Below are 26,992 nucleotides of genomic sequence, written 5' to 3'. Positions count from 1 at the left end.
CTGCTGAGAAAAAGCCGCGGTTTATACCAGTCAACTATATCATAGGGACTTGATTGTGCAATCTGTTCTTTTTGAGAGGGTGACTAGGATAGTAGGAGGTCAACATGGCAGATCAAAGGCTCGTCCAATCATTCCTGGAAGCAGCAAGCCAAGGGGATGTCGAAGCACTTCAAAATTACGTGGCACAAGGCGTCGATCTCAATGCGCGCAACAAGCAGAAAAGAACGGCGATCCTGCTCGCAGCGATGAACGACCACTACGATGCAGTCGCCTATTTGATCGAGGCTGGCGCAGACATCGATCTGCAGGATGAGACCTGCTTCAACCCGTTCCTGTACGGCTGCATCAACGGGAAGCTGGAGCTCGTCCAACTAATGGTCAAAGCAGGCACGAACGTGGAGCTGCTCACTCGCTTTGGCGGAGTAGGCATTACGCCTGCAAGTGAAAAAGGTCACGTGGAAATCGTGCGTGAGTTGCTGAACACGACGGACATCAACGTGAACCATACCAATTTCGTCGGCTGGACGCCTCTCATCGAAGCAATCATTCTGAATGACGGTGGGGAACGACAGCAGGAGGTCATCAGGCTGCTCATCGAGCACGGCGCCAATGTTCATATGGTGGACAAATACGGCGTCACACCGCTCACGCTCGCCAGACAAAAAGGCTACAAGGAAATCGAGCAAATCCTGCTGGAAGCTGGAGCGAAGTAAACGACAGTGCTGCACGTTCGAACGCTGTCGGGCGACGACGGTTTCCTCAGGCGAGTCGCCAGCGGAGAGCTACATGGGTCCGTTCACAGCCTCTTTGATAGGACGATCAACATTCATTGCGAGGAAAATGGAGAGTTGTTCACGATCGCCTGCATCGAGCTGGATAACGGGCCGAACACGCTAGTGGTCGATCGAAAGCGCTTTCAAAATATGGGAATCGCTGTGAATGACCCGGTGTCCGTAAAAGCAGACAGCTTGATCATTGGAAAAGCGCTCAGCCTTACCTGGCAGCACGCTAGGCAGTGGGAGTGCGTGCTGCCAGTCTATCCTTCCTCGGATCAGAAGCTGCGGGAAAATATGGCTGTCATCAAGGAATATGTGGCCGCTCACGGCAAGTCGGGCGGCTTGAAAAAGGCGTCATCGCCAGCCAATGTCTTTGAAGCGGAAGTCTCGTCGCTCTTGATTGCGCGAACGAACGAGCTGTATCATGCATTGGCTCATGGCAGGTGGTCCGAGGCATGCGAGTTCGCGATTGGCCTAGTAGGACTCGGACCCGGATTGACGCCGTCAGGAGACGATTATCTTGCGGGATTGTTTAGCGTCTATCACATGCCGAACGCTCCGTGCTGTTTGCCATACCCATTTTTCGAAAAATTCACCCGCGGTGCCCACCAGCGAACGAATGAAATCAGTTACATGATGATCAAAAAAGCGGCGATCGGCCATGTGAGAGAATCGATGGTCAGGCTGCTTGAGGCCGTCGTCAATGGAACCCCCGAAGAGGTGGTTCATTCTTTGGGCAATGTCCTCGGCATCGGTTCATCGTCCGGAACAGACATGGCGATGGGGCTGATCAGCGGGCTTGCGCTCCAATTAGAAATGGGAGGTAACGTATGTCTATCAAAGTCGTGATCAAGAAGAGCACCTATTTTGATTCTGTATCCTTGATGTCCCTGTCGACCAAGGCGAACCAGCTTCCAGGTGTGGAACAAGCCGTTATCGCGATGGGTACGGAAATGAACAAGGAAGTCCTGCGCAATGTCGGACTTTTGACTGCAGAAGTGGAAGAAGCGAAAAGCAGTGACCTGATGATCGTGGTCAAGGCAGAGACGGAAGAGCTTTGCGACAAGGCACTCGCAGGCATCGAGGAGCTGTTCTCCAAAAAAGGGGAAACCAAGGGCACAAGCGAGATCAAGTACGCGACCATCGACTCGGCAGCGAAAAGCATACCCGAAGCAAACCTGGCGATCATTTCCGTCAACGGTGCATTTGCAGCGAGAGAAGCCCGCAAAGCGTTGGAAAATGACTTGCATGTCATGCTGTTCAGCGACAACGTGAGCATCGAGGACGAAATCGCCTTGAAGAAATACGCGCACGAAAAAGGACTTTTGATGATGGGGCCGGACTGCGGTACGGCAATCATCGGAAACGTAGCGCTGTGCTTTGGAAATGCGGTGCGCAAAGGGAATATCGGCATCGTGGCCGCATCCGGAACAGGCAGCCAGGAAGTCAGTGTGCGCATTCACGACTTCGGAGGCGGAATTACACAGCTCATCGGAACCGGGGGCCGCGATCTGAGCGAGCAGGTAGGCGGCATCATGATGCTGGATGGGATCAAAGCATTGGACGAGGATGAAGCAACCAAAGTCATCGTCTTGATCTCCAAGCCGCCGGCGCCAAGCGTCGAAGAAAAAGTGCTTGCCCAAGTGAAACAATGCAAAAAGCCGGTCGTGGTCTACTTCATCGGTGGAAAAGAAGAAGCGGTAGCAGCCGCAGGCGGGCATTTCGCGAAAACCTCCAAGGAGGCTGCTCTCAAAGCCGTCGTCCTGGCGGGTGCGAACGAGGATGAACTCAACAAGCGCGCCTTGAACTGGCCATTGATCGAAGAAGTGCGCGCCAAATTGACTCCGGAGCAAAAGTATATCCGCGGTCTGTTCTGCGGCGGCACCCTGTGCGACGAGGCTATGTACAGCGCGATGGAAACGTTTGAAGACGTGTACAGCAACATTCAGAAAAACCCGGATTACAAGCTGAAAAACCTGCATGAGAGCAAGGCGCACACCTTCCTCGACATGGGCGACGATGATTTCACGAACGGCAAACCTCACCCGATGATCGATCCATCTCTGCGCATCGCCAGATTCCTGCAGGAAGCCAAAGATCCGTCGGTCGGCGTGATCGTCATGGACTTCATCCTAGGATTCGGCTCCCATGAGGATCCGGTCGGCGTCATGCTGCCAGCGATCCTCGAGGCGAAGCAGCTGGCTGAAAAAGAAGGACGTCATCTGGAGATTCTCGGCTATGTGATGGGAACCGATCTGGATACGCCGAAGTTCGAGGATCAGGTGAACAAGCTGATGGCAGCAGGCGTGACCATCGCGAGCAGCAGCACGAACGCGGGTCTTTTGGCTAGAGAATTTGTGGTGAAAGGGGCATAACCATGAGCAAAATCAACGAGCTGTTTTCGAGCAAGCTTCATGCGATCAACGTAGGGATCGAATTTTTTAAAGATGACATCATCAAACAGCAGGCAAATGCTACCCATCTGGAATGGAAACCGCCAGGCGGTGGAAAGCCTGAGCTGATCGCGGCACTGGATCGACTGGAAAACGCCGAGCTGGCAGAGAAAATCGAAGCGGCAAACAAGCTGGCTGTCGAGCGGATCATTCAATCCCAGCCGATGCTGGTAGGCTTTGACCAAGCGATCAATGTCGTGCCAGGCATGACCAAGACCACGATTTTGCACGCGGGACCTCCGATCACTTGGGAGAGAATGAACGGAGCTATGAAGGGTGCCGTGACTGGTGCGCTCGTATTCGAAGGCTTGGCAAAGGATATCGAAGAAGCGGAGAGAGTGGCTGCATCCGGCGAGATCACCTTCGCCCCGTGCCACGAGCACAACTGCGTAGGCTCCATGGCGGGCGTCACTTCCTCATCGATGTTCATGCATGTCGTCAAGAACAAAACGTACGGCAACGTAGCATACACGAACCTGAGTGAGCAAATGTCCAAAATTCTTCGAATGGGTGCAAATGACGAAAGTGTCATTACCCGTCTGAACTGGATGCGCGACGTGCTCGGTCCGATGCTGCGAGATGCCATGAAAATCGCTGGCGAAATCGATCTGCGACTGCTGCTCGCACAAGCTCTGCACATGGGCGACGAGTGCCACAACCGCAACAATGCGGGCACGAGCCTGTTGATCCAAGCATTGACTCCCTACATTCTGGAAACGGATTTCACGAAGGAGCAAAAGCGCGAAGTCTTTGACTTCGTCGCGAGCAGCGATTACTTCTCCGGCCCGACCTGGATGGCCTTGTGCAAATGCGCGCTCGACGCGGCACACGGCATCGAATACAGCACCATCGTAACGACCATGGCGCGCAACGGAGTAGAGTTCGGGATCCGCGTCAGCGGCATGCCGGGAAATACGTGGTTCACGGGGCCGGCGCAAAAGGTAATCGGACCGATGTTTGCAGGCTACAAGCCGGAAGACTCCGGACTCGATATCGGTGACAGCGCGATTACGGAGACATACGGCATCGGTGGATTCGCGATGGCGGCTGCTCCAGCGATCGTGGCACTGGTAGGCGGAACCGTAGAAGAAGCGATTGGCTTCTCTACCAAGATGAAAGAGATCACAACAGCGGAAAATCCGAATGTGACGATCCCGATCTTGAACTTCCAAGGGGTCGCGACGGGAATCGATATTCGCAACGTGGTGCAAACCGGGATCCTGCCGATCATCAATACGGCGATTGCCCACAAAGAAGCAGGTATCGGCATGATCGGTGCGGGCATCACGTACCCGCCTGCCGAGGCTTTTGAAAAAGCACTCCTGACTTTGAGCGAACGCATCAGCTAACAAGCTTTTTTCTTCATCACGAGACTTTCGCAGCAGCGGGGAGAGTTTGGCATTTGCTGCGAGAGTCGAGGGTGAGGGGGATGTACGGGCCGTTGCGGGAATCATGCTCTCCAGCTTTTACATCGAACGGAAACGAAGACTGGACCTGTCCACGATGTACGTAAAGCCCGGAAAAAACGGAGAGTATGCCAACGGCTTTAATAGGGTTGCCTGCGTGGTCATGGCGATCAGCTTCATCCTTCCGATGTCCAGTGCCTTTTTCACGAATGTTCCTCTGCTGTCTACGCTGAATCAATTCGCCTTTTTCAGCGGGCTCATTCTTTCCTGCGTGCTCTATACACTTTGCTATCGCATGAACAAAACGAACGAAGCGTTTCTGCCCAGTGAAGCGTAGCGACGATATCATCAGAAAAAGGGGTATACAGATGGGAGAACTTGTTATTGTTGCCATCGGGGGCAACGCACTAGTCAAGGAAAACGGACGCGACTCGATTCAGGACCAATATGAAGCGGTAAAGGAAACGGTCGCCCATATTGCCGATATGATCGAGGAGGGCTATAAAGTAGTTGTCACACACGGCAACGGCCCGCAGGTAGGGTTCGCGATGCGCCGTTGTGAGATTGCCAATGAAATCACGGGGATGCCGACCATTCCGCTGGTTAACTGTGTGGCAGAAACACAAGGCGGGATCGGCTACCAGATCCAGCAGGCACTGACGAACGAATTTGCGAAGCGCGGCATGAGCCAGAAGGTGGCGAGCGTGATTACCCAGGTGGAGGTCAGCTCCGATGATCCGAACTTCCAAAATCCGACGAAGCCGGTTGGCTCCTTCTTTACCCTGGAGCAGGCAGAAGCGATGAAGGCCGAGCATCCTGACTGGGTGCTGGTGGAGGATTCCGGACGCGGCTACCGTCGTGTCGTCCCTTCCCCGCGTCCCATCGATATCATTGAAAAAGATGCGATCAAATCTCTCATCGACTCCGGTTATGTCGTGATTGCGGCTGGCGGCGGAGGCATTCCGGTCGTGAAGAAGGGCGACAATGAGTACGACGGGATCGATGCCGTCATCGACAAAGACTTTGCGACAAGCCTGCTGGCGGAGCAAATTCAGGCGGAGACGCTCATTATCACCACGGGTGTTCCACGCGTCTGCATCAACTTCGGGAAACCAAACCAAAAGGCGCTCGAGCAAATCAGCATCGAAGAAACCAAACAGTATATCGCAGAGGATCACTTCGCCAAAGGCAGCATGCTGCCGAAGATCGAAGCGAGCCTGAGCTTCCTGGAAAAAAGCGGGTCCCGCGTCATCATCACGAACCCGGAGAGCTTGAAAGAGGCAGTCAACAACAAGGCAGGCACTCACATTGTGAGATAAGCGAACAAGAGGAGGCAAAAAACGCCATGGATTACATGAAACTGGCGGTAGAGAAAACCATCGAAGGCATGGACAACCATATCGGAGGTCCGTTCGGGGCAGCAGTAGTGAAAGATGGCGAGATTATCGTCGTGTGCAGCAACCGCATGATCGCGGATAACGACCCGACGCAGCATGCTGAAATGGTGGCGATCCGCGAAGCGTGCAAAAAGCTGGGAACCATGAACCTCGAGGGCTGCGTGATTTACGCAACGTGCGAGCCTTGCCCGATGTGCGTGGGTGCCATCATGTGGGCGGGCATCAAGGAAGTATACTACTGCTCGACGAACGACGACGCGCATGAGCACGGCTTCTCCGACAAGCATCTCCGCGATTATTTGTCGGGCAAAGACAAAAGCGCATTGAACATGATCAAGGTGGAGAAGCGCGCCGATTGCGATCACTTGTTCACGCATTTCCATGACAAAGCAAGCGTGTAGGAGAACATGAGAAGGATGAGACTGGTGCCAGATAGTGAACCCCAAAGATGGGATGCTCTCTGGCACGCCCATCCTGACTTTGCCAAAGCACCATGACCAGCAGCTCTTCTTTGCCTGTATTTTTCTGAATCATCCGAGTCTTTTGGTTTTCATTCATCCTTCCTACTAGGAGTTGAGCGGACATGGATCACATGCTGAAAGGATTATTGTGGAAAAAGGGAGACTGGGCAGCGTATTTTGGGTTGCTCGCCAACAATCTGACCAATCTTTTGACGATGATTGCGCTGCTGCTTTTCGTTGTAGGCTTCCCAAAAGAAATCGTCTACGGGCGAGTGGTTCCGGCTTTTGGTCTCGGGATTTGTCTAGCCAGTATCTGCTACTTTGTGTTCGGATATTACCTGGCGAAGCGGACGGGGAGAAGGGATGTAACGGCACTGCCTTCCGGTCCTAGTGCGCCGTCGATTTTTACGGTGACGTTCCTGGTTATTCTGCCGGTTTATTTGCAGACGAAAAACGCAGAGTTTGCCTTTCAGATCGCTCTGGTCTGGTGCTTTTTTGAAGCGATGATTCTCGTCGTCGGATCCTTCCTGGGGGATACGATCCGCCGCATGATCCCGCGAACCGTGCTGCTGTCCTGCTTGTCAGGTCTAGGGCTTTTGCTTCTGGCGATGAACCCGATGCTGCAATCCTTTGAAACGCCGCTCGTGGCGTTTGCTGTCCTCATCATCATTTTCCTCAACTGGTTCGGGAAATCACCCTTGTTCGCCAAGATCCCGACTGGCTTCCTCTTGCTCGCAACCGGCACAGCTCTGGCATGGATTTTCGGATTGCAGGACCCTGCCGCGATCGCTGCCTCCATGCAGTCGTTTGGCTTTAATCCGCCTACGGTTCACATCGACAGCTTGATCCAGGGAATTCCCCATGCTCTTCCGTATTTGGCCTCTGCCGTACCGCTTGGACTCGCGAATTACATCTTTGACCTCGAGAACATCGAGAGTGCCCATGCAGCAGGTGACGAATACAATACGCGCAAAGTCATGCTGGCAAATGGAATTTCCTCCATCATCGGTTGCTTTTGCGGCAATCCGTATCCGGTTACCGTGTACGTGGGACACGCTGGCTGGAAGTCGCTGGGGGCGGGGATCGGCTACACAGTCGCTACGGGCTTGTCCATGCTGATCATTTCTCTCTTTGGGTTAGGGGCGTTTTTGCTGGCTGTCATCCCGGTTGCGGCGATCGTGCCCATCCTGGTGTACATCGGTATCGTCACAGCCAATCAGGTCGTTAGGGAGACACCCAAGCTAGAGGTGCCAGTTATCTTCGTCTGCCTGTTCCCGTGGATCGCCAACTGGGCGCTGACCCTTGCCAATAACGTCCTTTCGGCAGCGGGAACGACTGGACAAAAGGTCGGGGCGGCCGTTTTAGCCAACAAAGGCGTCTATTACAACGGTCTGGTGCATCTGGGGAATGGGGCGCCGCTCAGCAGCATGGTGTGGGGTTGCATCGCCATTTTTGCGATCACCAACAAACCGCTGCGGGCTGCCATCGCCGGTGCGACAGGCTCCATCCTATCTTTATTCGGCATCATTCACGCACCGACAGTCGGATTCGCCCAGGCCCCTTCCATGCAATTCGTCTACGCCTATCTGATGGTTGCGGCGATCTTCGTCGGGAAGCATATGCTGGATCAGCGTTCGCCACAGGCTCAGCTGCAGCAGACGGATGCCAAAGCCTAGAGTTGGCTCCGCTTGTCCTCGGGCTCGCATTGGGTCCCAGGATTGAAAATAATTTGCGCAGGGCACCATATCGCAAGCGCGGCCAACAAAAAACACCTATTCCAGGTGTTTTTTTGTTTCAAGCAAGTGCCCGCTTGGGTAGTTATGTAAGATATACTCTCGTAAAATAGTCAAGGGCAATGGAAAGGGGAGAAGAAAGATTGAAGAGTACATCTCTGGCTACCCGGGTGGTTGCCATGGTGGGAGTCATCATGATCCTCATGGTCGCCGCAACGATTGCGATGATTTATCAAAACAGCGCGGCAACCGTAGAGAGGACCATATCCCGGGCAAACATCGCTACGGCAACGAACATAGCTTCAGGAGTGGATGCGGAGGCGTACAGCCGCTTTTTGGAGCAAAAGAAGGAAGATGACGATTACTGGGCGATCCGTGAATACCTGGCTGATTATTTGAAAAAGACCGGCTCCCTTTATGTCTATACGATGATGGAAGATGGCGGGGTCGTGAAAATCATGGTGGATGGCATGCCTAAAGGAGCGGAAGGGGCATCTGAAGTCGGGCAAACGACGACCACCACGATGCTGGCGGACATCGCTCCTGTTCTTGCAGGAGGCACCAATTCCACGCAGATTGTCCATGATCCCCAGTACGGGGACTACCTCAGCTCATTCGCCCCCATCAAGGATAAGAACGGACAAGTCATCGGCGTTTTGGGCGTGGACACGTCAGCGGAAAAGGTTGGTATCATTAGCCAGGCGGTGGTCAACGAAACCTTGCCCGGGGTGGCGATCTCGCTGGCTGCAGTGACGGTGCTCACCATGGTGGTCGTCTTCGTGACACTGCGAAAAATGCTGCGCCCGCTAGGTATGCTGCAGGAGGCGGCGGTTCGTATCGCATCGGGTGACCTCACCTCACAGGAAATTTCCGTCGCCAACAAAAGGGATGAAATCGGCAGAATCGTGATCGCTTTTGGAGATATGACCAAGCAATTGAAACAAATCATCGGTGACGTGAAAGAGACGACGGTACAGATCGACCGGATGGCGGTCACGATCCAGGAAGGAGCAATGGCCGTTCGGGAGCAAAACCAAAATGTCGTGGTAGCGAGCCAGGAAATCGCTGCTGGAAACGAGCAGACGGCTACGGCCATGGAAAGTACGGTACAGACCGTCCAGCAATTTTTAGGCGAGCTCTCCCACCTGGATGATTCTATCGAGAAAATGGACCAGATAGCGAATCAGGTAGCCGAGACCGGACAGAAGAGCTACACGGTGCTGCAGGAGTTTTTGGCTGACGGGACCGAGACGAACAAGCAGTTCCGCGATGTTCGCCAAACCATGAGCATGCTGGAGGAGAAGTCGAACCGGATCAATGACGTGATCGAGACGATCCAGAAAATCGCGGGACAGACCAATCTCCTCGCCTTGAATGCCGCCATCGAAAGCGCGCGTGCGGGGGAAGCAGGCAGAGGCTTCGCTGTGGTGGCAAACGAAGTGCGGAAGCTGGCCGAACAGACAGAAGAAGCAACAATGGTCATCCAGGAGAGTATCCGGGATATCCAGCTCCAAGTGGATGAGGCGATGGAAAAAACGAACGAGACAATGGAGAAGTACAATGCGGGTTCGAAACGCATCGATTCTGTCACACAAGGGATTACGACCCTTTCGGAGATGACGGGCATACTCAAAAATTCCCTGGTGCAGGTTCACTCCCGTGTGGAAACCATGAAAAGCGGTCAGGAAAAAGTGAACGAGTCCGTGCTGACGGTGACAGCCATTTCCGAACAAACCGCAGCCGCGACCGAGGAAGTGTCGGCCACCATCCATGAAGTGAGCGGCAACGTCGGGCAATTTGTCGCCGAGATCCAGCAAGTGACGGAAAACATTCAGGAACTGCGAAAAAAGGTAGATACGTTCCGCATGTAGTCATGACAGAATGAAAAAAGACCTATAAACCGCCGAGGTGGCCTATGCCTTTCGGCGGTTTTTTGATAGATATTGGAAAATGTGCTGTATTCTTTACATCTTGTTTACGTAAAATTTAGACAGCTTGTATACGATATGAGGTAACAGAACCCAATCGAGATAGAGGAGGAACAGAGGGAAAATGGTGAAAAAAAGGAGCAACTACAGTCGCTTCCGATCGCTGGGGCTGATCGTAGCCGTAATGATCGGATCGATCACCCCGGCTGGTTGGCTGCCACAGGCGCAAGCGAAAACCGCCGATCACGTGGTTATCAGCGAAGTATACGGAGGCGGGGGGAACAGCGGCGCTACCTACAAAAACGACTTTATCGAACTGTACAACCCTACAGGACAAGCCATTTCGCTTTCCGGCTGGTCGGTGCAGTATGCATCTGCAGCCGGTTCCACTTGGCAAAAGACGGAGCTATCGGGAAGCATTCCGCCGAATGGATACTATTTGATTCAGGAAGCGGCGGGCTCGGGAGGAACGCAGAGTCTGCCAGTCCCAGACGCACAGGGGAGCATCGCGATGGGCGCATCCGCGGGCAAGGTGGCACTGGTCAGCCATGCCACTGTGCTTAGCGGCACCAATCCGGTGGGACAAACAGGTGTGATCGATTTTGTCGGCTACGGCACGACTGCCAATGCCGCAGAAGGAGGCGCGCCCACAGCAGCTCCCTCGGCTGCCGTGGGAATATCCCGCAAAAGCAATGAAAGCGGAATTGTCCCAGGGGACGGAAACGGCTGGGATACGGACAACAACGGAGCGGATTTTCTCACGGCAGACCTGAGCCCGATAAATGCATTGGGGACGGAGGAGCCCCCGCCCGGCCCAGGCGATGTGACATCGATCGCGGTTTCCGAAGCGAGGGTAAAAGCCAATGGGACGGTTGTCGCCGTGGAAGGGATCGTAACGGCCATCTTTGAGGCTGGCGGCCAAAACAATGTGTACGTGCAGGACGAAACGGCAGGGATCGTATTGCGGGCTGCAGATGTGGCGAGTAAGATCAGCATCGGCGACAAAGTCCGGGCGCAAGGGAAAGTCAACCAGTACTACGGTCTTGCCCAGCTGGAGGCGAACGCCAGTGACGTCACCGTGCTTCAACCCCAAGCAGGCGTTCCGGCACCTCAGCTGGTCACATCGCTCGATTTTTCGGCTGACAAAGGCGAAAGTCTGGAAGCGGAGCTGGTCACCCTCCATGGCGTCACGGTAGAAAAAAATGACAATGGCAATTACACGCTGAGGGATGAGAACGGCACGTTTGTTTCTCGGCCAGGGGCGTCGCTGCCTTTGTCGATCGGCACGACGTACGAAAGTGTCACGGGTGTCGTCACCTACGACTTTAACGTCTTCAAGCTGGTGCCCCGTTTCGCGTCTGATCTGGTAACCGATGCGAGCAAGGTGCCTGTGGTCACGGCCACTCCCGCGGGACCTATGGTGGCGGCAGGAACGAAGGTCGCGCTCAGCACGGCATTGGCAGACGCGGTCATTCACTATACGACAGACGGCTCCAAGCCCACGAGAGAAAGTCAAACGTACGCGGGGCCGATTCAGGTGGATGCGGAAATGACCATCAAAGCGTTTGCAGTAAAGGATGGGTACACCGATAGCGACATAGCAAGCTTTACGTACACCATTCAAAAAGATGCCGTTCGCATTCATGATATCCAGGGCCGGACACACACCTCTGTGTACGACAATTCAACGGTCAATGGAGTGGAGGGCATCGTCACGGCAGTCGTCAAAAGCGGCAGCAGCGTGCAGGGCTTCTACATGCAGGATCCGCAGCCGGACAACGATTTGCGTACATCCGAGGGCATTTATGTGTATGAACCGAGAGCAGCGGTGGCGCCAGGTGATCTGGTGTCGGTCAGCGGAGTGGTAAAGGAGTACGTCAGCTCCAGCAGGGCCGCTACCGACTTGACCCAGACCCAGATTGACGCCAGCGCATTCACGGTTGTCAGCCCAAAGAATCCGATTCCCCAGCCTGTGGTCTTGGGAGAAGGCGGCTATTCCTATCCGGAAGGCACGATTGACAACGACAGCATGACGGCATTCGATCCCGAAGAAGACGGCATCGATTTCTGGGAAAGCGTCGAGGGAATGCTCGTGCAAATAAACAATCCGATCGTCGTCGGAGAAACCAAGACGTTCACCAATCCGGCCAGCGTGGAATTTGTGGTCATCGATGACAAGGCGCATCCAGATCAGCCGCGTACTCCAGCGGGAGGTGTGCTGCTCCAGGCGGATGACAATCACCCAGAGAGGATTACCGTGGCAGACAAGTTGCTGCCCATAACCTCCGAGCCCAAAGTGGGAGACAGGCTGTCCGAGCCGCTTGTGGGCATTATCGATTACAGCTTTTCGAATTACAAGCTGTACCATACAGAGCCGTTCGAGGTCACAGTGAGCGATTATCAGCCTACCGTGACGAAGATAGATCCAGAGGATGACGAGCTGACCATCGCGTCCTACAATATCGAGAACTTTTCATCCAAAGCAGATCCGGCAAAAGTGGCGCGGATCGCTGAAACCATCGTCCATAACCTGAAACAGCCGGACATCATCGGCGTGGTGGAAATGCAGGACAACAACGGACCGACTGACACGGGCATTACTGACGCGCGGGAGTCGGCGCAGACATTGATCGATGCTGTGGAGGCAGAAGGCGGGCCAGATTACCGGTATGTGGATATCGCCCCACAAAACAATCAGGATGGCGGTCAGCCAGGCGGCAATATCCGTGTCGGGTTTTTCTACAATCCGCAAAGAGTCGTGCTGGCGGAAGGGACTGCCGGGGATGCCGTCACAGCCGTGCAGGTGGCAACCACGGATGGCGTCGCTCACCTGTCCTTGAATCCGGGTCGTGTCGATCCCGAGAATGAAGCATTCGACAACAGCCGCAAGCCGTTGGCAGCCGAATTTGTCTTCCAGGGTAAACCTGTCATCGTCATCGCCAACCATTTCAACTCCAAAGGGGGAGACGGCGGACTTTACGGCAAACAGCAGCCCCCCGAGCTGGTGAGCGAGGCTCAACGCATGAAAATAGCCGGCGTGCTCAACCAATTTGTAAAAGAGATTCACGCATCTGATCCGAAAGCAAATGTAGTCGTGCTGGGCGACCTGAACGATTTTCCTTTTTCCCGTCCCGTCCAGGCCTTAAAGGATGGGGTTTTGACCAACATGGTGGAGGAGCTGCCTGCGGGCAAGCAATACACGTATGTCTACCAGGGTAATTCGCAGGTGCTGGACCAAATTCTGGTTAGCAATCACCTTGCGGACGACACGAAGATCGACATCGTCCACATCAATGCAGGCTTTACCGAAAAAGAGGGACGGGTAAGCGATCATGACCCTGTTCTGGTGCAGATCGATGTGCCGGATCAAGGCGAGAAGGAACCGACGGCGAAGGAGGTCGCAGAGGGGATCACTGAGGTGTCCCAGCCAGCTGCCGATGCGACTCGATTGACGCTGCCGAAGGTTCCGGAAGGATTTTCCATCCGTATCCAAACATCTAGTGATCCGCAGGTAATCGCATTGGACGGCACGATCACGCCCCCTGTGAGCCAGACAGATGTAGAGCTCGTCTTCGAGGTGAAGAGAGAGGCTGACCAATCCGTCGCAGCGACCAGTCACATTACAGTCCATGTGCCGGCCAAGATACCTACGGAGCCAGGTGACCCTACTGCGGAAAGCCAACGGGAGTTGAATGAGCAGGCGGCAGAGCTCATCCTGGCAGCCACAGGAGAAGAAGAGATCAACCAGCAAGTAACAAGAGTCTTAGACAGCCTGGAAAAAGTGGTCCGGTCCGAAAAGGTGGAAGCAGAAGACAAATGGGAGACGGTTCAGCATTCGATCACCACTGTCCTGGCCGCCGTCGTGAAACAGACCGAGCGCGGGATCATCCGTGAGCAAACGCTGGCACAACTGACCGTTGAATTCCTCGAGAGAGCGTTTGAACCTACGATTGAGGCAGAGACAGATGCGGATGAAAAGCTGGCGCGCCAAGGATTTCAGGTGCTGACCTCTCTGGCACAAGTATCACTTGCGCCTCTTGGCAAAAAAGCGATGACCGACGATTTGGCAGAGCAGCTGCGGTCGACGGCAGAAACGCTTTTGAAAAAAGCAGCGACCCTGCGGGTGGAGCGGGGAGAGAAGATCGAAGCCGCTGATTACAATCTCAAGGAAATCATGGAGTTGATCGCAGACTTCATGAAGGCAATCGAAAAGCGGAATGATCGAATCGCTTTTGAGCCGATCCTGTTCATCCAGGTGGACGAGGAAAAAGATGCGGCTGGAGCTCTCGGTAAGAAGAGAGAAAAGGCAGAGCAGATGATCGTCCTGGATGGGAAGCTTGTTGAGCTGATGCGGAAAAATGAAGTGGCAGCCCGGATGATCATCCCGTCTGCAGCGTGGGCACAGCTTACGGTGGAGTTCCTGGACAAATATCGCGGTAAATCGATCGGTCTCTCTCTGCTGCCTTCGGTAGAAAAGGTAGAGAAGGTGCTTCATCCAGGAGACCCGTACACACTGTACGTTTGGACGAACGGGAAAGAAATGAACAGCTTTGGGAATACGGGTGTACAGCTCGGGTTGCCTGTTTCCTCTGAGGCTGGTGACAAGCTTGAGGCTTATTTGCACCGGGGCAAAGCGTGGATGCCGGTAAAAGAGGGGCGGGGTAAAGCAGGAGAGCTGATCATCGAGGATGATCAGGCAGTTTTTACCGCAGAAATGGCAGCTCCCTACGTTATCGGCGAAGCCTCGATCAAATCGATCACAGTGAAGGAAAACTCCCTGAAGCTTGCACAAGGGGAAGAGGTGCAGTTGAACGTGATTGCCACCCTCGCTGATGGAAGCAAGGAAGACGTGACAAAAGCGGAAGGAATCGACTACGAATCCAGTGATCCAGAAGTCGCAGCTGTCGACGAAAACGGTATGATTCGGGTCGCGACTGACGCAAAAGAACGCTCCAAGGCTACCATTACGGTCTCATATGCGGGCAAGACAGCCCAGGTAAAGGTGACCCTATCGTCCAAATAGAAATAGAGAGATGCATGACAAACTCCCAGGTCGCTAATCGCAGCCTGGGAGTTTGTTGAATTTGCGCAAATGTCCATACAAAACAGTCGTTTGCTCCATACATTGGAAATACGTGGTCGATAAAGGAGATGTGATAATGAGTGAGTTTATCCAACTTTTAAATTCCATTACCGACGTCCATGTATTGGAAGCGATGCGCGAAGGGTTGGCATCAAGAGCTCCTGCAGCTGAATTGACCTGGGATGAACGGAACGACATTTACCAACGGATTCAAGCAATTGTTTGTCGGATCATCCAGCTCGAACCCTAACAACTCTCACTCACTCCCCTTTGCCCTTGCATATGCATGCAGGGGTTTTTCATTGTGGGTTAAAATACCAAAAATCAAAAATTGTAGGGATGCCCTTGTCCACCTCGACCTCACCTGCATATTTGTGTACAAGGAGGTGGTATCTCATATGGCAATGAACCCGCCCATTTTTATTGGAGCAAATAGCATTGCGAGAATCGGCAACCGTTTTTTCCTGATTGTGGAGGTTGAAGCAAAAGTACCGGGAGTTGAAGTTGACCCTGTATTTGCAGTACGCTTGACCCGCGACCAAGCACGTAGGCTGCTGAATGCCGGTGTGATGCGAACGACCATCCAGAACACTCGTCCACAACCAAGACCTGGATTGGACGTTGAGTTTAAAGGGGTCTTGTTTGCAAACGGTCGGTTTTTCTCAGTCTTTGATGTTGAAAATGCAACCGATACTTCTGTGCTTGTCAGAATCAGTCGGCAACGGGCAATGAGGCTTATTCGCAATGGAGCACGGATCATTCGAGTGGTTAGAAGACCTTTCTAACTCATTCGGCTCTTTCGTCAAGGAATGGAACCCTGCAGTGAAGGTGTGCTGCGGGGGTTTCTTATTCCACTGGGTTTTAGTGAACATCATGGCGAAGCAACCTGGGGATAAAGAGAAGCGGGTAAAGCATCAGAAAAAGATTGGGGAGCCACCAGGAGGGGTCAAAATCCATTCTGATGGCCCAAAAAGCAATCGCCTGCAATCCTGAGCAAAAAGTGAGTACCAAAGATACGAGAGCGATCTGCTTCCACATGTGGTTTTGCTTTTTGTACAAATACAAACTAGCCAAGCCCGTTAAGGAGATCAATATATCCAGCGGCAGAAATGACCAGTTCCATGCGCTCAGAGTCGGATGATCGTAGTCTTTGAACAGGTACGCGGATGGAATGAGATGCAGCAAGGTTACTAGCCAATCCTCCTGCGGTTATCTTTTTTTATACGGAGGATGGAATCAACTGGTTGCGAATGAAATGCAAAGAAATAACCGCCACCTAAAAGGTGACGGTATTCATCGAGCTCGTCTGGTTGTAGGGTGTTACCGATAATCACGTGCGACGCATCTACCTCCAATTTGAAGTTAGAAGCTTACAACTGTGAACGGTTTCCCTTACTCGCTTTGGTGCTGTGTAAATCATCCATGGCACATCGCCTCCTAGAAGACTAAAGCCTGTTTGAGAACACACCACCGAGCTCGATGACTTTATTATGGTTCATCGACATGTTTTTATGCACACGGCTAATCATTTTATTGAAAAATGCTTTTTCAAATGGGGGAGGCCGTACGATCTAAGGGTCTTTCGCATATTTTCTACAAGCGTGAGCATTGTCCCACACGATTTGTCCCTCGCATGCATTGGCTATAGGATAAGTCCGAGGAAAAAAGGATGAGCGCAACATGACACGTGAGAATGACAAGCTTACCGTCATTTTTCAAAAAGGCAACAAGAAGATGGTCGTTAAATCACCGCTGAACGGCAATCGGCAGGTAGTCGTTGTGCTGAACAGCCAATTCACCAATGCGCCGAATACGACGCAGTTAGCGAGCGGAGCAGGCCGCAGCAGCGCAGCCGGAAATAACGCCAGCATTGACTCGACGAATTCTCAGCAGCAGCAAGCCGTGGGAGCTGGAGGAAAAGCCAAAAACCGGGGGATGAAGGGCAAGCAGGTGGCTCCGATCCAGAGAAATGGTCGGCGCAATGGGAAGAGCGGTCAGAACAGGGCCGTAGTCATCGTCAATGACCAGGTCGTCAAGCTCGCGAGGCGAGGCTCCAACGCATCCGCGACACAGGTAGCAGCCGGAGGGGGGACGGATAGCACGGGTGGCACCAACTCGGCTATCGAAAGCCTCAATTCCAAGCAGCAGCATGCAGTCGGTGGAGGGAAGGGCTCCGTCGCTTTCAATAAAAATGCAAAGAGCAATCAGAAAGTACGGGCTTCAAAAAAGGGGAAAGCCAACGGAAAGGCAAGGGCCAAAACCGGAGCAAAAGCGAAGCGAAAAGGACTCCGCAAAAAACGGTAAAACCAAAAGAGCCATCCTCCTTTCGAGAGAATGGCTTTTTTGCTGTCGAAACGCAGGTTAGTCGTCTTCGCGAACCGTTATGACAAGCCTGTCGCCGGGACGAAGAGTGATCCGAAAGGTCCTGGGGTTGCCGAAGTTCCCGTTGTTCCCATTGTTACCGTTATTCCAATTACGACGCCTGGCGCGGATATTTCTCCTTCTCATGAAAATCCCCCCTTTATCTATCTGCTTTCAGCATATGCAGGAGGGCAAGCCATGCTTGGACAAATGCAATTGGACAAGTAACTCATTTTTTATGTCTCCCCTCTATTGATCGTATCCCGCGTATCCTGCAGCAGCTGCTCGGTGTACGTTTGATCGTACTTGCCAGGCTGTATGACTGCCTTTCTTTTAGCCCGCCTGGCGTACCAGTCGTAAAGAACCCCAAAGAGCAGGATTCCCCCCAGCACCAAAACGACAAAAACCAACAGCGTCATCGAAAGCGCCTCCCTTTTTCTGTTTTCGTTGTCAGAAAGTTGGCTCAAAAATACGAAAAGTGTAAAGTGCTTTACTGATTCCAGCACAACTCATCCTGTATCGTGAAGGTATTCCTACGATAGTCCATCCAGAACGGAGCGGTACAGCTGGTCTTCATCCTCGATGACATACAGGCCGCCTTCCTTGGAAAGGATGTGCTTTCGCTCGAGCTCCTTCATGGTGCCCGCGACCGTCACGCGAGAGGTGCCGACGACATTCGCCAGCTCCTGATGGGTAAAGCGGACGGAGATGATCCGTTTGCCTTCCCGTTCTTTTCCGTAGGTGCTTCCCAGCTGCAGCAGGGTGAAGCAAATGCGCTGGGCTGCGGAGTAAAAACTGAGCTGCATGGTGTGGGAAGCGAGAATCCGGTTCTTTCCGTCAAGAAAACGGAGAACGGGATGAGCGATGGCAAGGTTTGTTGAAAACGCTTCCTTGAAGCGTTCGACTGGCACTTTCATCAGGGTCGCCTTGGATGCAGAGATTGCCCCGTTGTTGTATGTGGGATGATCGAATAGCCCGCATTCGCCGAGCAGTCCATTTCGCCCGATGATGGCGATCGCCTTTTCTTCTCCGGAAGGCGTGGTCAAAAAGAGGCGGATGCGTCCCTGAAGAACGATGAAGACATGCTTCGCTGCCTGATCCTGGTGAAAGATGGGGTCGTGCTTTTGATAGTGCACCGTTTGCCCGAGGGAGTAAACGTCACGCCAGTCGTAAGGAAGGTCCTCCATCCATGGGGAGGTCTTGTCGTCGAAGAATGAAAGCATGGTCGGTATCACTCCACAATCATTGAACAATAGAAAGAGGGATTGTCATGACGTTTCCATTTGCAAAGGAAAGAGAATATTTTCCGATTCTGAACGAAAAAATCCAGCTGTCCAGCTGCTCGCAGAGTGCTCTCAGTCGCCAGGTGGAGGAAGCCATTGCCGCATACATGGAAACGCTTAGACACACGGGGATGGACTGGAATCTATGGATGGACAAGGTCGAGGAAGCGAAAGGACATTTCGCCCGTTTGATCAATGCTTCTGTGGAAGAAATCGCCGTCCTGTCTTCCGTGTCCGATTGTGCATCCTCCGTTGCGACCGCCCTGGACTTCTCGGGTAAACGCAACCAGATCGTGACGACCGAAATGGATTTTCCCAGCATCGGTCACGTATGGCTGGCCCAGCAGAAGCGGGGGGCACATATTCAGTTTATTCCTGCGGCTGAATCGGTTATACCGCTAGAGTACTACAGCCAGACGGTGAATGAACAGACCCTGATTACCTCGATCCCCCATGTGAGCTATTACAACGGCTTCAAGCAGGACGTGCGGCAAATCGCCAAGATCGTGCATGAAAAAGGCTCGTATCTATTCGTGGATGCCTACCAGTCTGCTGGGAGCGTGAAGATCGATGTGAAGGAGATGGACATTGACTTCCTGGCAGCAGGCGTCCAGAAGTACATGCTGGGCATCCCGGGAATCGCCTTCCTGTACGTGAAGGGTGAGCTGGCTGAAAAACTGGAGCCTGTCGTGACCGGATGGTTCGGACGCGTCAACCCGTTTGCCTTCGACATCAAGCATCTGGATTACGCAAAAGGAGCACGGCGCTTTGAAACGGGGACTCCTCCGATGGTGAACGGTTATGCGGCGGCGGCAAGCATTGGAATGCTGGGCGACATCGGGGTGCAGCGGATTGAAGCCTATTTGCAGAACCTGTCTTCCGTGGCGATCGCTTATGCAGAAGAAAAAGGGCTGCGCGTCATGAGTCCTCTCGATTTGAACCAGAAAGCAGCAAACACCGCCATCTATATTCCGCAAGCCTCCAAAGCGGAAGCGATCTTAAAGGAAAAGGGAATCATCGTGTCCGCTCGCAACGATGTCATTCGCATCGCACCGCATTTTTACAACACGGAGCAAGAGGTGATGGCGGCGATTGACGCTTTGGCGGATCTGCCAGCTGGCTTGTAGGAGGGAGAGGAGCCACATGAAGTCGGTCGGAAAGGAATGGGGCATGATTTTGGCAGGTACGGCACTGGTTGCACTGGCGTATTACCTGTTCATGCAGCCGAATGAAATCACAGCTCCCGGACTGGGAGGAGTAGCCGTACTCATCAGCTACTTTCTCCCGATCTCTCTCGGACTCATCTATTTTCTGTTGAACGTGCCGCTGTTTCTCTTAGGATATCGCTTCGTCGGGAGAAGATTTGTCATCAACAGTCTGGTAGGGATGCTGAGCCTGTCCTTGTTCTTATGGCTTTTCGAATCCTTGCCTGGATGGCATCAGGCGGTGGCGGGGACCTTACTGGGGGGAATCGTCAGCGGAGCGGGGATCGCATTGGTCTTGCGCGCCGAAGGGACGACAGGCGGGGTGGATATTGCATGCGTCGTGCTCAACAAAATATGGCCAGCCTTCACCATCGGCAAAATGATGATCGCCATGAACGCCCTCATCGTGATTGCTTCCGGGCTGGTGTCGGATGTGCTTCACTCTCTTTTTACGCTCATTTCCTTGGTGGTGGCAGGGAAAGCGGTCGATGTGTTCATGGCATGGGGGCAGCCAAAAGGAGGTGAATCCCAAGCGAAGGTCAGTACGACGAATTGAATTCGCAATATTGCAAATCAAAGGTCATGACGGGGGGCATACATGTGAAGGAAAAGGACAGCTTTATCGAGCGCGAATCGGGCCTTCATCGCGGGCTATCCAAGAATCAGCTGACGATGATCGGGCTGGGTGGCGCGATTGGGACCGGGCTTTTCATGGGAAGTGCCATCGCGATCAACTACGCGGGGCCGGCCGTGATACTCAGCTATGTGATCGCAGCGTTTATCGCCGTGATCATGATGTTTTCCCTATCGGAAATGGCGGTCGCCCATCCGACGGCGGGATCGTTTGGGGTGTATGCGGAGAAGTATTTGGGCGGTTGGGCTGGCTTCACCTCTCGCTGGACGTATTGGGCGGCGCAGGTCATCGCGGTGGGTGGAGAGGCAGTTGCAGTGGGAATCTACATGACGTACTGGTTCCCTGATATTCCAGTGTGGGTATGGACTCTCGGCTTTGGAGCGGCACTGATCTTCGTCAACTCCCGGTCGGTAGAAAATTTCGGCAGCATTGAGTATTGGTTTGCCATGATCAAAGTGGTTGCTATTATCGCATTTATTATTTTCGGTATGGCAGTGGTACTCGGGATCGGCACCCCAGCAGTAGGCTTCGAAAACTTTACCAAGCACGACGGATTTTTGCCCCACGGATTTGGGGGTGTCTGGATGGCGGTGCTGATGGCGATCTTCAGCTTTGTAGGGGTGGAGGTGATCGCGGTGACCGCAGGGGAGGCAAAAGATCCGCGTTCGGCTGTGCCACGGGCGATGCGTACGATGGTGGTGCGCCTGATCGTATTCTACTTCCTCGCGATGGGAATCATGATCGCCGTGGTTCCGTGGATCAATGCCGGCGCCAAGGAAATCGCGCAGAGCCCGTTCGTTCTCGTCTTTAACCACGTAGGAATTTCCGCTGCGGCAGGCATCATGAACTTCGTCGTCCTGACGGCAGCCTTGTCCAGCATGAATACCAACCTGTACATGACCTCCCGGATGATGTTCTCTCTGTCGCGGAGCCGCTACGCGCCACAGGCTCTTGGCAAGCTGAACAAGGACGGAACACCGGTCAATGCGCTCCTGCTCTCGAGCGTCGGTGTGGCGCTGGCGGCTCTCATATCGAAAATCAGTCCGCTCGCTTACAACTATTTGTTTGGGATCGCCCTGTTTGGTGCGCTGTTTGTGTGGCTATTGACTCTCCTCGCGCATTTGCGATTCCGCAAGCAATGGGAGCAAGGTGGAGGAGAGCGGCTTCCGGTCCGCGCTCCGCTGTTTCCGGTCCTGCAAATCGTCGGGATCGTGCTGATCGCAGCGATATTGATTACGATGGGGCTGGACACCGAGTTCTGGAACGTTTCCTGGATCATCGGGGTGCCATGGCTGGCGTTCCTCACCTTGATCTACTATGCCAAGTACAGGAAAAAGCTGAGCCATGAGAAGGAAGACCGATCTGGCAAAACGGCATCATGAGAGAGGATCAGCAGTCCACCTTATCCGAGGTGGACTTTTTGCTGTCTGATTGAACTAAAAAGGGGGAGTCTGCATCAGCATGAGGATCTGCATAGGGGTGAACAAAGTGAAATGCTTGAAGTCTTTGATGAAGTGAGCCTGATCGTAGTAGCCGTGCTCGCTGGCGAGATCGCCAAAGGAAGCTCTGCGATTCATCATGGACGAGAGTGTATTTTGAAAGCGCGTGATGCGGCTGTATTGTTTGGGTGACAGTCCAAGGGTCTCTACGAATTTTTTCCGGATGTAGCGGGTGGAAAAGCCGATGTCATCCGCGAGCTGATCGACCGTGACGTTCCCTTTGGACTGATAGATTTGCTGCAGACAGTATGGTAGCCATCCCGACGGCTGGTCAGGCGACAACAGCTTGGGCAGCAAAAATTGGTCAAAATGGGCAATCCTCTCTGAAAACGATGCCTTTTCCGCGATGTCGTCGCAAAGGCTGCTGACGCCGTGCACGACATCTCCCAAGAAGAGCTGTCGATCAATCAAATCACGAAAGGGGGCGGGGGATAGATGCAGACTCTGCAGCGGGGTGAAGCGCACTCCGAAATACGTTGCTCCCGCATGAAAGGGGATGCTTTCGCCTTGCAGGATAGTCCCGCAAATCAGAGAGTGCGGCCGCTTGGGATCGCAGCAGATGAGCACATCCATACAGCCATCAGGCACGACCCGAATCGCGTCAACGGTCTTGCCCATGGCGTACTGATAGTAGAGAACGGTTTGTCCGAGATAAGGGACGAGCCTCTCCTGGTAGCTGCTGGTCTCCAGGCGGAAGCCGTATTGAACAGGAGGCAAATTGGCGGCAATTTCTACGCGATTCATTCATCCATGACCACCTTTACAAAGTCATCGGGTATTGGGGGCAAGCAGTTACTAGTAGTATGACCGAAAAGAAAGAAAACTGATAGTTCCGAAATTTACAATACACCCCTCGAAGCCTGCTCCTAAAATGGACGTGCAAAGAGTTGAAAATGCGGGGGGATCTTCATGCAGAAAAAAATCATCATGTCCACGGCAGCATTTATGACAGCGCTATCATTTGCGGCGGGGCCTTCAGTTCCGTTCGTCGAAAAGGTCAGCGCGCACGGAGGAGAAGCGGAATACCTTCCTCTCAAACCAATGGTAGAGGAATTCGGCGGAACTGTCGTGTGGGATAACAAAACGCAGACAGCTCAGGTCAAGAGGGACGGCACGATTGTATCACTGAAGCCCAATCTGGCAGAGGTGCAAGTCAATGGAAAGACCGTCAAGCTGGAAGCGCCTGTCGTCAATACAAATGGAACCCTCTATGTGACGCACCACTTCCTGAATGAAGTGTTTCAATCGCAGCTGGATCAGACGGTCCAGGTGCAAAAGGAAGCGCATCCCTTGAACCCGCTGACCGCTGACGAAATCAATGCCGCAGTGAACGTAATCAAAGCATCTGACTCCTACAAAAAGAGCCTGCGTTTTACGCAAATTTCCTTGAAGGAACCCGACAAAGCCAAGGTGTGGAACTGGGTGTACGGGCAAAAGCAGACTTTCGAGCGAACTGCAAATGTGGTGATGCTCGACGGAAAAAAGGTCATCGAAGGCGAGGTTGATCTCGCTGCCAAGAAGCTCGTCTCCTGGAAGGAAATCGAGGGGGCTCACGGGATGGTCATCCTGGACGACTTCCAGACCGTACAGACCGCCATCGAGGAAAGCAAGGAGTACGCGAATGCCCTCAGAAAGCGGGGCATCGATGACGTGAAAAAGGTAGTCGCGACCCCGCTCACCGTCGGCTACTTCAATGAGGCGGATGGCTTGAAGCAGGATCTGCGGCTCCTGAAGGTCGTCTCCTATTTGGATGTGGGAGACGGCAACTACTGGGCCCATCCGATCGAAAACCTCGTCGCGATCGTCGATTTGGAGCAAAAGAAGGTCATCAAGATCGAGGATGCCGGGGTCATCCCGGTACCGTTGAAGCCGACTCCGTACGATGGACGCAATCAGCAAGTCAAACAGAGTGTGAAGCCGCTCGCCACTCTGGAGCCGCAAGGGAAAAACTACGCCCTCGAAGGCAACACCATCCACTGGGGCAACTGGGACTTTCATCTCCATCTCGATTCACGCGTAGGCCCTGTCCTCTCCACGATGACCTACAACGACAGCGGCACCAAACGAAAAATCATGTACGAAGGTTCGCTCGGCGGCATGATCGTTCCTTATGGCGATCCGGATGTGGGCTGGTACTTCAAGGCGTATCTGGACTCGGGCGATTACGGGATGGGCGTGCTGACCTCCTCGCTGCAAAAAGGTACAGACGTGCCGGATAATGCGCAGCTGCTGGATGCCACCATTTCGGACAACGACGGCAACCCGTACACGATTCCCGATGCGATTGCCATTTTTGAGCAATACGCAGGGCCGGAATTCAAGCATCAGGAGATGGGCAAAGACAATGTGAGCCGCGAGCGCCGAGAGCTGGTGGTGCGCTGGATCAGCACGGTGGGCAACTACGATTATATTTTTGACTGGGTCCTGTCCCCGAACGGAACGATCAAGATCGATGTCGGTGCTACAGGGATCGAAGCGGTGAAGGCAGTCAAATCCGCGACGATGCATGATCCGACAGCCAAGGAGGATACCCGCTACGGTACCTTGATCGACCACAACATCGTGGGGACGACTCATCAGCACATCTACAATTTCCGTCTCGATCTGGACGTGGACGGAGAAAACAACACGTTGACTGAGCTCAATCCGCAAATCGCGAAAAATACAGCGGGCGGTCCGCGCAAGAGCGCCATCGTGACCGAGGAGAAAACGGTCACCACAGAGCAGGATGCCATTCAAACCTTTGACCCGTCTACGATTCGCTTGCTCAGCAACCCTAATAAAGAGAACAAGGTTGGCAACCCGGTCTCCTACCAAATCATGCCGTACGCAGGCGGCACGCACCCGGTGGCGAAGGGGGCCATGTTCAGCAAGGACGAGTGGCTGTACAACCGCGTGAATTTTATGGACAAACAAATCTGGGTAACGAAATACAATCCAGACGAGCGCTTCCCAGAGGGGAAATATCCGAACCGGGCCAAGACAGATACAGGCTTGAAGGAGTTTACCGCCAATAACGATCCGATCGTGAACACGGATAACGTGGTGTGGATGACGACGGGAACGACGCATGTCGCGCGTGCGGAGGAATGGCCGATCATGCCGACGGAGTGGGTGCACGCCATGCTGAAGCCGTGGAATTTCTTCAATCAGACACCAACCCTGGATCTGCCAGAGGAAGAGTAATTTTGCAAGGAGCCAATCATAGACGAATCGGAGGAGAAACAAATGGCACAAAGCTACCAATTGTTCATCGGTGGGAAATGGGTAAACGCATTGTCAGGCAAGACCTTTGAATCATTCAATCCAGCGACGGGGGAAGTCAATGGCATCGTCGCGGAGGCGGGAGCAGGGGATGTCGATCTGGCGGTAAAGGCAGCACGCAAGGCTTTTCAATCTGGGCCTTGGGCAGAGATGGCACCCAGCGATCGAGGCAGACTGCTGTATCGGGCAGCTCAAAAAATGTGGGAGAGGCTGGACGAACTGGCGGCGATCGAGTCCAGCGACAACGGCTTGCCGATCAATGAAACCAAGTACATCGCCATGCCTGCAACGATCGACGTGCTGGAATTTTACGCAGGCCTCGCGAACAAGGTCCAAGGGGAGACGCTGTCTTCTCCGGGAAATCGATTCAACTACACGCTGCGAGAGCCCATTGGCGTGATCGGCGCCATCGTGCCGTGGAATTTCCCGCTCATGCTGGCGATGTGGAAGCTGGCGCCTGCCCTTGCAGCTGGAAATACGATTGTCATCAAGCCTGCCGAACAGACACCTATCAGCATACTGGAGCTGGCGAAGATCTTTCAGGAGGCGGGCATTCCGGATGGCGTGATCAATGTGGTGCCTGGCTTCGGTGCCGTAACGGGCGATGCCTTGGCTTCTCACCCTGATGTGGACAAGATCGCTTTCACCGGATCGACAGCGACGGGCAGACTCATCATGCAGGCGGCGAGCAAGCATCTCAAGCCGGTTTCCCTTGAGCTTGGCGGCAAGTCTCCCAATATCGTTTTTGCCGATGCCCAGCTCGAGGATGCGGTGAACGGCGCTTTATTCGGCATCTACTTTGCCCAAGGGCAGGTGTGCGCTGCCGGCTCGCGCCTGTTCGTGCAGGAGAGTGTCTACGACCGCTTTCTGGATGCCTTCAGCAAAAAGGCGCAAACGATCCGAGTCGGTAATCCGCTGGACCCGATGACCCAAATGGGACCGCAGGTATCGCTGGCACAGCTGGAGAGAATCGAGCATTATGTGGAGAAAGGCTTGGAGGAGGGAGCGGGCCTCGTGCTGGGCGGCAAACGCAATCCGCAGGCAGGCACAGGCTACTTCTTTTCCCCGACCATCTTTGAAAACGTCACGAATGACATGACGATCGCGAGGGAGGAGATCTTCGGCCCAGTCATTTCCGTCATCCGCTTCAAGGATGAGGAGGACGCGCTCCGCCTCGCCAATGATACGACGTACGGCCTGGCTTCCGGAGTCTGGACCAACGACTTGAAACGGGCTCACCGCATGGCCCGCGGTCTGCAGGCAGGAACTGTCTATATCAATACGTACAGCATGCTCGACAGTACGACTCCATTCGGGGGCACCAAGCAAAGCGGTTTTGGCCGGGAGCTGGGCATCCAGGCGATGGATATGTACACGCACACGAAAAGCGTCTGGGTCGATCTCGGCAAGCAAGGCTTGAACTGGTACGGAGTCTAGAAGAGGACAATGGAAGCTGTGCAGCGAAAAGTCTACCTGTAGAGGTGGACTTTTTTTGCTGGGGAATAGACG

At 53.7% G+C, this 26,992-nt stretch carries 23 protein-coding genes; 19 read left to right on the top strand and 4 right to left on the bottom strand.

All coding sequences use genetic code 11. The features are described 5' to 3' along the window. Positions 1-104 precede the first annotated feature (104 nt). The 12 genes from JNE38_RS23410 to JNE38_RS23355 all read left to right on the top strand — a co-directional run bounded on the left by JNE38_RS23410 (position 105) and on the right by JNE38_RS23355 (position 16,022). Positions 105-713 carry an ankyrin repeat domain-containing protein gene (locus tag JNE38_RS23410; RefSeq protein WP_203353518.1) on the top strand — a complete coding sequence of 203 codons (609 nt, stop codon included), beginning with the start codon at positions 105-107 and terminating at the stop codon, positions 711-713. Between the two features lie 6 nt (positions 714-719). Then, positions 720-1,625 carry an oxamate carbamoyltransferase subunit AllH family protein gene (locus JNE38_RS23405; protein ID WP_238933432.1) on the top strand — a complete coding sequence of 302 codons (906 nt, stop codon included), beginning with the start codon at positions 720-722 and terminating at the stop codon, positions 1,623-1,625. Next, positions 1,607-3,151: an acyl-CoA synthetase FdrA gene (gene fdrA / locus JNE38_RS23400; RefSeq protein ID WP_203353517.1), complete on the top strand. Its 1,545-nt coding sequence runs from the start codon at positions 1,607-1,609 to the stop codon at positions 3,149-3,151. Before JNE38_RS23405 ends, fdrA begins: the two co-directional genes overlap by 19 nt. A 2-nt stretch (positions 3,152-3,153) precedes the next feature. Further along, a complete protein-coding gene (locus JNE38_RS23395) occupies positions 3,154-4,578 on the top strand; it encodes a YlbE family protein (protein ID WP_203353516.1) in 1,425 nt (474 codons plus the stop codon). A gap of 46 nt (positions 4,579-4,624) precedes the next feature. Then, on the top strand, positions 4,625-4,972 hold the full coding sequence (locus tag JNE38_RS23390; RefSeq protein WP_203353515.1) for a hypothetical protein: 348 nt from the start codon (positions 4,625-4,627) through the stop codon (positions 4,970-4,972). Positions 4,973-5,003: 31 nt separating this feature from the next. Next, positions 5,004-5,954 (top strand): carbamate kinase, encoded by a 951-nt coding sequence (arcC, locus tag JNE38_RS23385; protein WP_203353514.1) that lies wholly within the window; start codon positions 5,004-5,006, stop codon positions 5,952-5,954. Between the two features lie 26 nt (positions 5,955-5,980). After that, the gene (locus JNE38_RS23380; RefSeq protein ID WP_203353513.1) at positions 5,981-6,433 is read left to right on the top strand and encodes a nucleoside deaminase; all 453 of its coding nucleotides are present in this window, start codon (positions 5,981-5,983) and stop codon (positions 6,431-6,433) included. Between the two features lie 182 nt (positions 6,434-6,615). Beyond that, positions 6,616-8,169 (top strand): SulP family inorganic anion transporter, encoded by a 1,554-nt coding sequence (locus JNE38_RS30805; RefSeq protein ID WP_238933431.1) that lies wholly within the window; start codon positions 6,616-6,618, stop codon positions 8,167-8,169. Between the two features lie 200 nt (positions 8,170-8,369). After that, positions 8,370-10,097, top strand: a complete 1,728-nt coding sequence (locus tag JNE38_RS23370; protein ID WP_238933430.1) for a methyl-accepting chemotaxis protein — start codon at positions 8,370-8,372, stop codon at positions 10,095-10,097. 181 nt (positions 10,098-10,278) lie between these two features. Continuing rightward, positions 10,279-15,177: a chitobiase/beta-hexosaminidase C-terminal domain-containing protein gene (locus JNE38_RS23365; RefSeq protein ID WP_203353511.1), complete on the top strand. Its 4,899-nt coding sequence runs from the start codon at positions 10,279-10,281 to the stop codon at positions 15,175-15,177. Positions 15,178-15,313: 136 nt separating this feature from the next. Beyond that, complete coding sequence (locus JNE38_RS23360) at positions 15,314-15,487, top strand: hypothetical protein (protein ID WP_203353510.1); 174 nt, start codon at positions 15,314-15,316, stop codon at positions 15,485-15,487. 148 nt (positions 15,488-15,635) lie between these two features. Beyond that, positions 15,636-16,022: a hypothetical protein gene (locus JNE38_RS23355; protein WP_203353509.1), complete on the top strand. Its 387-nt coding sequence runs from the start codon at positions 15,636-15,638 to the stop codon at positions 16,020-16,022. Positions 16,023-16,098: 76 nt separating this feature from the next. Here JNE38_RS23355 and JNE38_RS23350 read toward each other — a convergent pair whose 3' ends face one another. Beyond that, complete coding sequence (locus JNE38_RS23350) at positions 16,099-16,422, bottom strand: DUF5360 family protein (RefSeq protein ID WP_203353508.1); 324 nt, start codon at positions 16,420-16,422, stop codon at positions 16,099-16,101. 495 nt (positions 16,423-16,917) lie between these two features. Here JNE38_RS23350 and JNE38_RS23345 point away from each other — a divergent pair, with 495 nt between their 5' ends. Together JNE38_RS23345 and JNE38_RS23340 are read left to right on the top strand one after the other, a co-directional pair. Beyond that, complete coding sequence (locus JNE38_RS23345) at positions 16,918-17,541, top strand: hypothetical protein (RefSeq protein WP_203353507.1); 624 nt, start codon at positions 16,918-16,920, stop codon at positions 17,539-17,541. A gap of 39 nt (positions 17,542-17,580) precedes the next feature. After that, positions 17,581-17,826, top strand: coding sequence for a hypothetical protein (locus JNE38_RS23340; RefSeq protein WP_203353506.1), 246 nt, complete (start codon positions 17,581-17,583; stop codon positions 17,824-17,826). Between the two features lie 8 nt (positions 17,827-17,834). Here JNE38_RS23340 and JNE38_RS23335 read toward each other — a convergent pair whose 3' ends face one another. Further along, entirely contained in the window at positions 17,835-18,017 is a 183-nt protein-coding gene (locus tag JNE38_RS23335; protein ID WP_203353505.1) for a hypothetical protein, read from the bottom strand. A 114-nt stretch (positions 18,018-18,131) separates the two neighbouring features. After that, complete coding sequence (locus JNE38_RS23330; protein WP_203353504.1) at positions 18,132-18,821, bottom strand: Crp/Fnr family transcriptional regulator; 690 nt, start codon at positions 18,819-18,821, stop codon at positions 18,132-18,134. Positions 18,822-18,868: 47 nt separating this feature from the next. Here JNE38_RS23330 and JNE38_RS23325 point away from each other — a divergent pair, with 47 nt between their 5' ends. From JNE38_RS23325 to JNE38_RS23315, 3 genes are read left to right on the top strand one after another with little or no spacing between them, the layout of a single operon-like run. Further along, entirely contained in the window at positions 18,869-20,008 is a 1,140-nt protein-coding gene (locus JNE38_RS23325; protein WP_203353503.1) for an aminotransferase class V-fold PLP-dependent enzyme, read from the top strand. Between the two features lie 16 nt (positions 20,009-20,024). Next, on the top strand, positions 20,025-20,642 hold the full coding sequence (locus tag JNE38_RS23320) for a YitT family protein (RefSeq protein WP_203353502.1): 618 nt from the start codon (positions 20,025-20,027) through the stop codon (positions 20,640-20,642). 44 nt (positions 20,643-20,686) lie between these two features. Beyond that, positions 20,687-22,102: an amino acid permease gene (locus tag JNE38_RS23315; RefSeq protein ID WP_238933429.1), complete on the top strand. Its 1,416-nt coding sequence runs from the start codon at positions 20,687-20,689 to the stop codon at positions 22,100-22,102. Positions 22,103-22,156: 54 nt separating this feature from the next. On the opposite strand, the gene JNE38_RS23310 is transcribed toward JNE38_RS23315, so the two are convergent. Then, positions 22,157-22,963: a helix-turn-helix domain-containing protein gene (locus JNE38_RS23310; RefSeq protein WP_203353500.1), complete on the bottom strand. Its 807-nt coding sequence runs from the start codon at positions 22,961-22,963 to the stop codon at positions 22,157-22,159. A gap of 165 nt (positions 22,964-23,128) precedes the next feature. On the opposite strand from JNE38_RS23310, the gene tynA reads away from it, so the two are divergent. Both tynA and JNE38_RS23300 read left to right on the top strand, forming a co-directional pair. Further along, positions 23,129-25,405, top strand: a complete 2,277-nt coding sequence (gene tynA, locus JNE38_RS23305) for a primary-amine oxidase (protein WP_203353499.1) — start codon at positions 23,129-23,131, stop codon at positions 25,403-25,405. 42 nt (positions 25,406-25,447) lie between these two features. After that, the gene (locus tag JNE38_RS23300) at positions 25,448-26,920 is read left to right on the top strand and encodes an aldehyde dehydrogenase family protein (protein WP_203353498.1); all 1,473 of its coding nucleotides are present in this window, start codon (positions 25,448-25,450) and stop codon (positions 26,918-26,920) included. The last annotated feature ends 72 nt before the right edge of the window (positions 26,921-26,992 follow it).

This window comes from Brevibacillus choshinensis, from assembly GCF_016811915.1.
Classification (GTDB): Bacteria; Bacillota; Bacilli; order Brevibacillales; family Brevibacillaceae; genus Brevibacillus; species Brevibacillus choshinensis_A.
Note: the sequence above shows the minus strand (reverse complement) of the source record. Positions and strands in the feature narration are given on the sequence as shown.

Coding starts and splice junctions, on each gene's coding strand:
- fdrA (WP_203353517.1), top strand. CDS start 1,607: ATGTCTATCAAAGTCGTGATCAAGAAGAGCACCTATTTTGATTCTGTA.
- JNE38_RS30805 (WP_238933431.1), top strand. CDS start 6,616: ATGGATCACATGCTGAAAGGATTATTGTGGAAAAAGGGAGACTGGGCA.
- JNE38_RS23355 (WP_203353509.1), top strand. CDS start 15,636: ATGGCAATGAACCCGCCCATTTTTATTGGAGCAAATAGCATTGCGAGA.
- arcC (WP_203353514.1), top strand. CDS start 5,004: ATGGGAGAACTTGTTATTGTTGCCATCGGGGGCAACGCACTAGTCAAG.
- JNE38_RS23360 (WP_203353510.1), top strand. CDS start 15,314: ATGAGTGAGTTTATCCAACTTTTAAATTCCATTACCGACGTCCATGTA.
- JNE38_RS23335 (WP_203353505.1), bottom strand. CDS start 18,017: ATGACGCTGTTGGTTTTTGTCGTTTTGGTGCTGGGGGGAATCCTGCTC.
- JNE38_RS23320 (WP_203353502.1), top strand. CDS start 20,025: ATGAAGTCGGTCGGAAAGGAATGGGGCATGATTTTGGCAGGTACGGCA.
- JNE38_RS23310 (WP_203353500.1), bottom strand. CDS start 22,963: ATGAATCGCGTAGAAATTGCCGCCAATTTGCCTCCTGTTCAATACGGC.
- JNE38_RS23325 (WP_203353503.1), top strand. CDS start 18,869: ATGACGTTTCCATTTGCAAAGGAAAGAGAATATTTTCCGATTCTGAAC.
- JNE38_RS23330 (WP_203353504.1), bottom strand. CDS start 18,821: ATGCTTTCATTCTTCGACGACAAGACCTCCCCATGGATGGAGGACCTT.
- JNE38_RS23365 (WP_203353511.1), top strand. CDS start 10,279: ATGGTGAAAAAAAGGAGCAACTACAGTCGCTTCCGATCGCTGGGGCTG.
- JNE38_RS23380 (WP_203353513.1), top strand. CDS start 5,981: ATGGATTACATGAAACTGGCGGTAGAGAAAACCATCGAAGGCATGGAC.
- JNE38_RS23395 (WP_203353516.1), top strand. CDS start 3,154: ATGAGCAAAATCAACGAGCTGTTTTCGAGCAAGCTTCATGCGATCAAC.
- JNE38_RS23345 (WP_203353507.1), top strand. CDS start 16,918: ATGACACGTGAGAATGACAAGCTTACCGTCATTTTTCAAAAAGGCAAC.
- tynA (WP_203353499.1), top strand. CDS start 23,129: ATGCAGAAAAAAATCATCATGTCCACGGCAGCATTTATGACAGCGCTA.
- JNE38_RS23410 (WP_203353518.1), top strand. CDS start 105: ATGGCAGATCAAAGGCTCGTCCAATCATTCCTGGAAGCAGCAAGCCAA.
- JNE38_RS23300 (WP_203353498.1), top strand. CDS start 25,448: ATGGCACAAAGCTACCAATTGTTCATCGGTGGGAAATGGGTAAACGCA.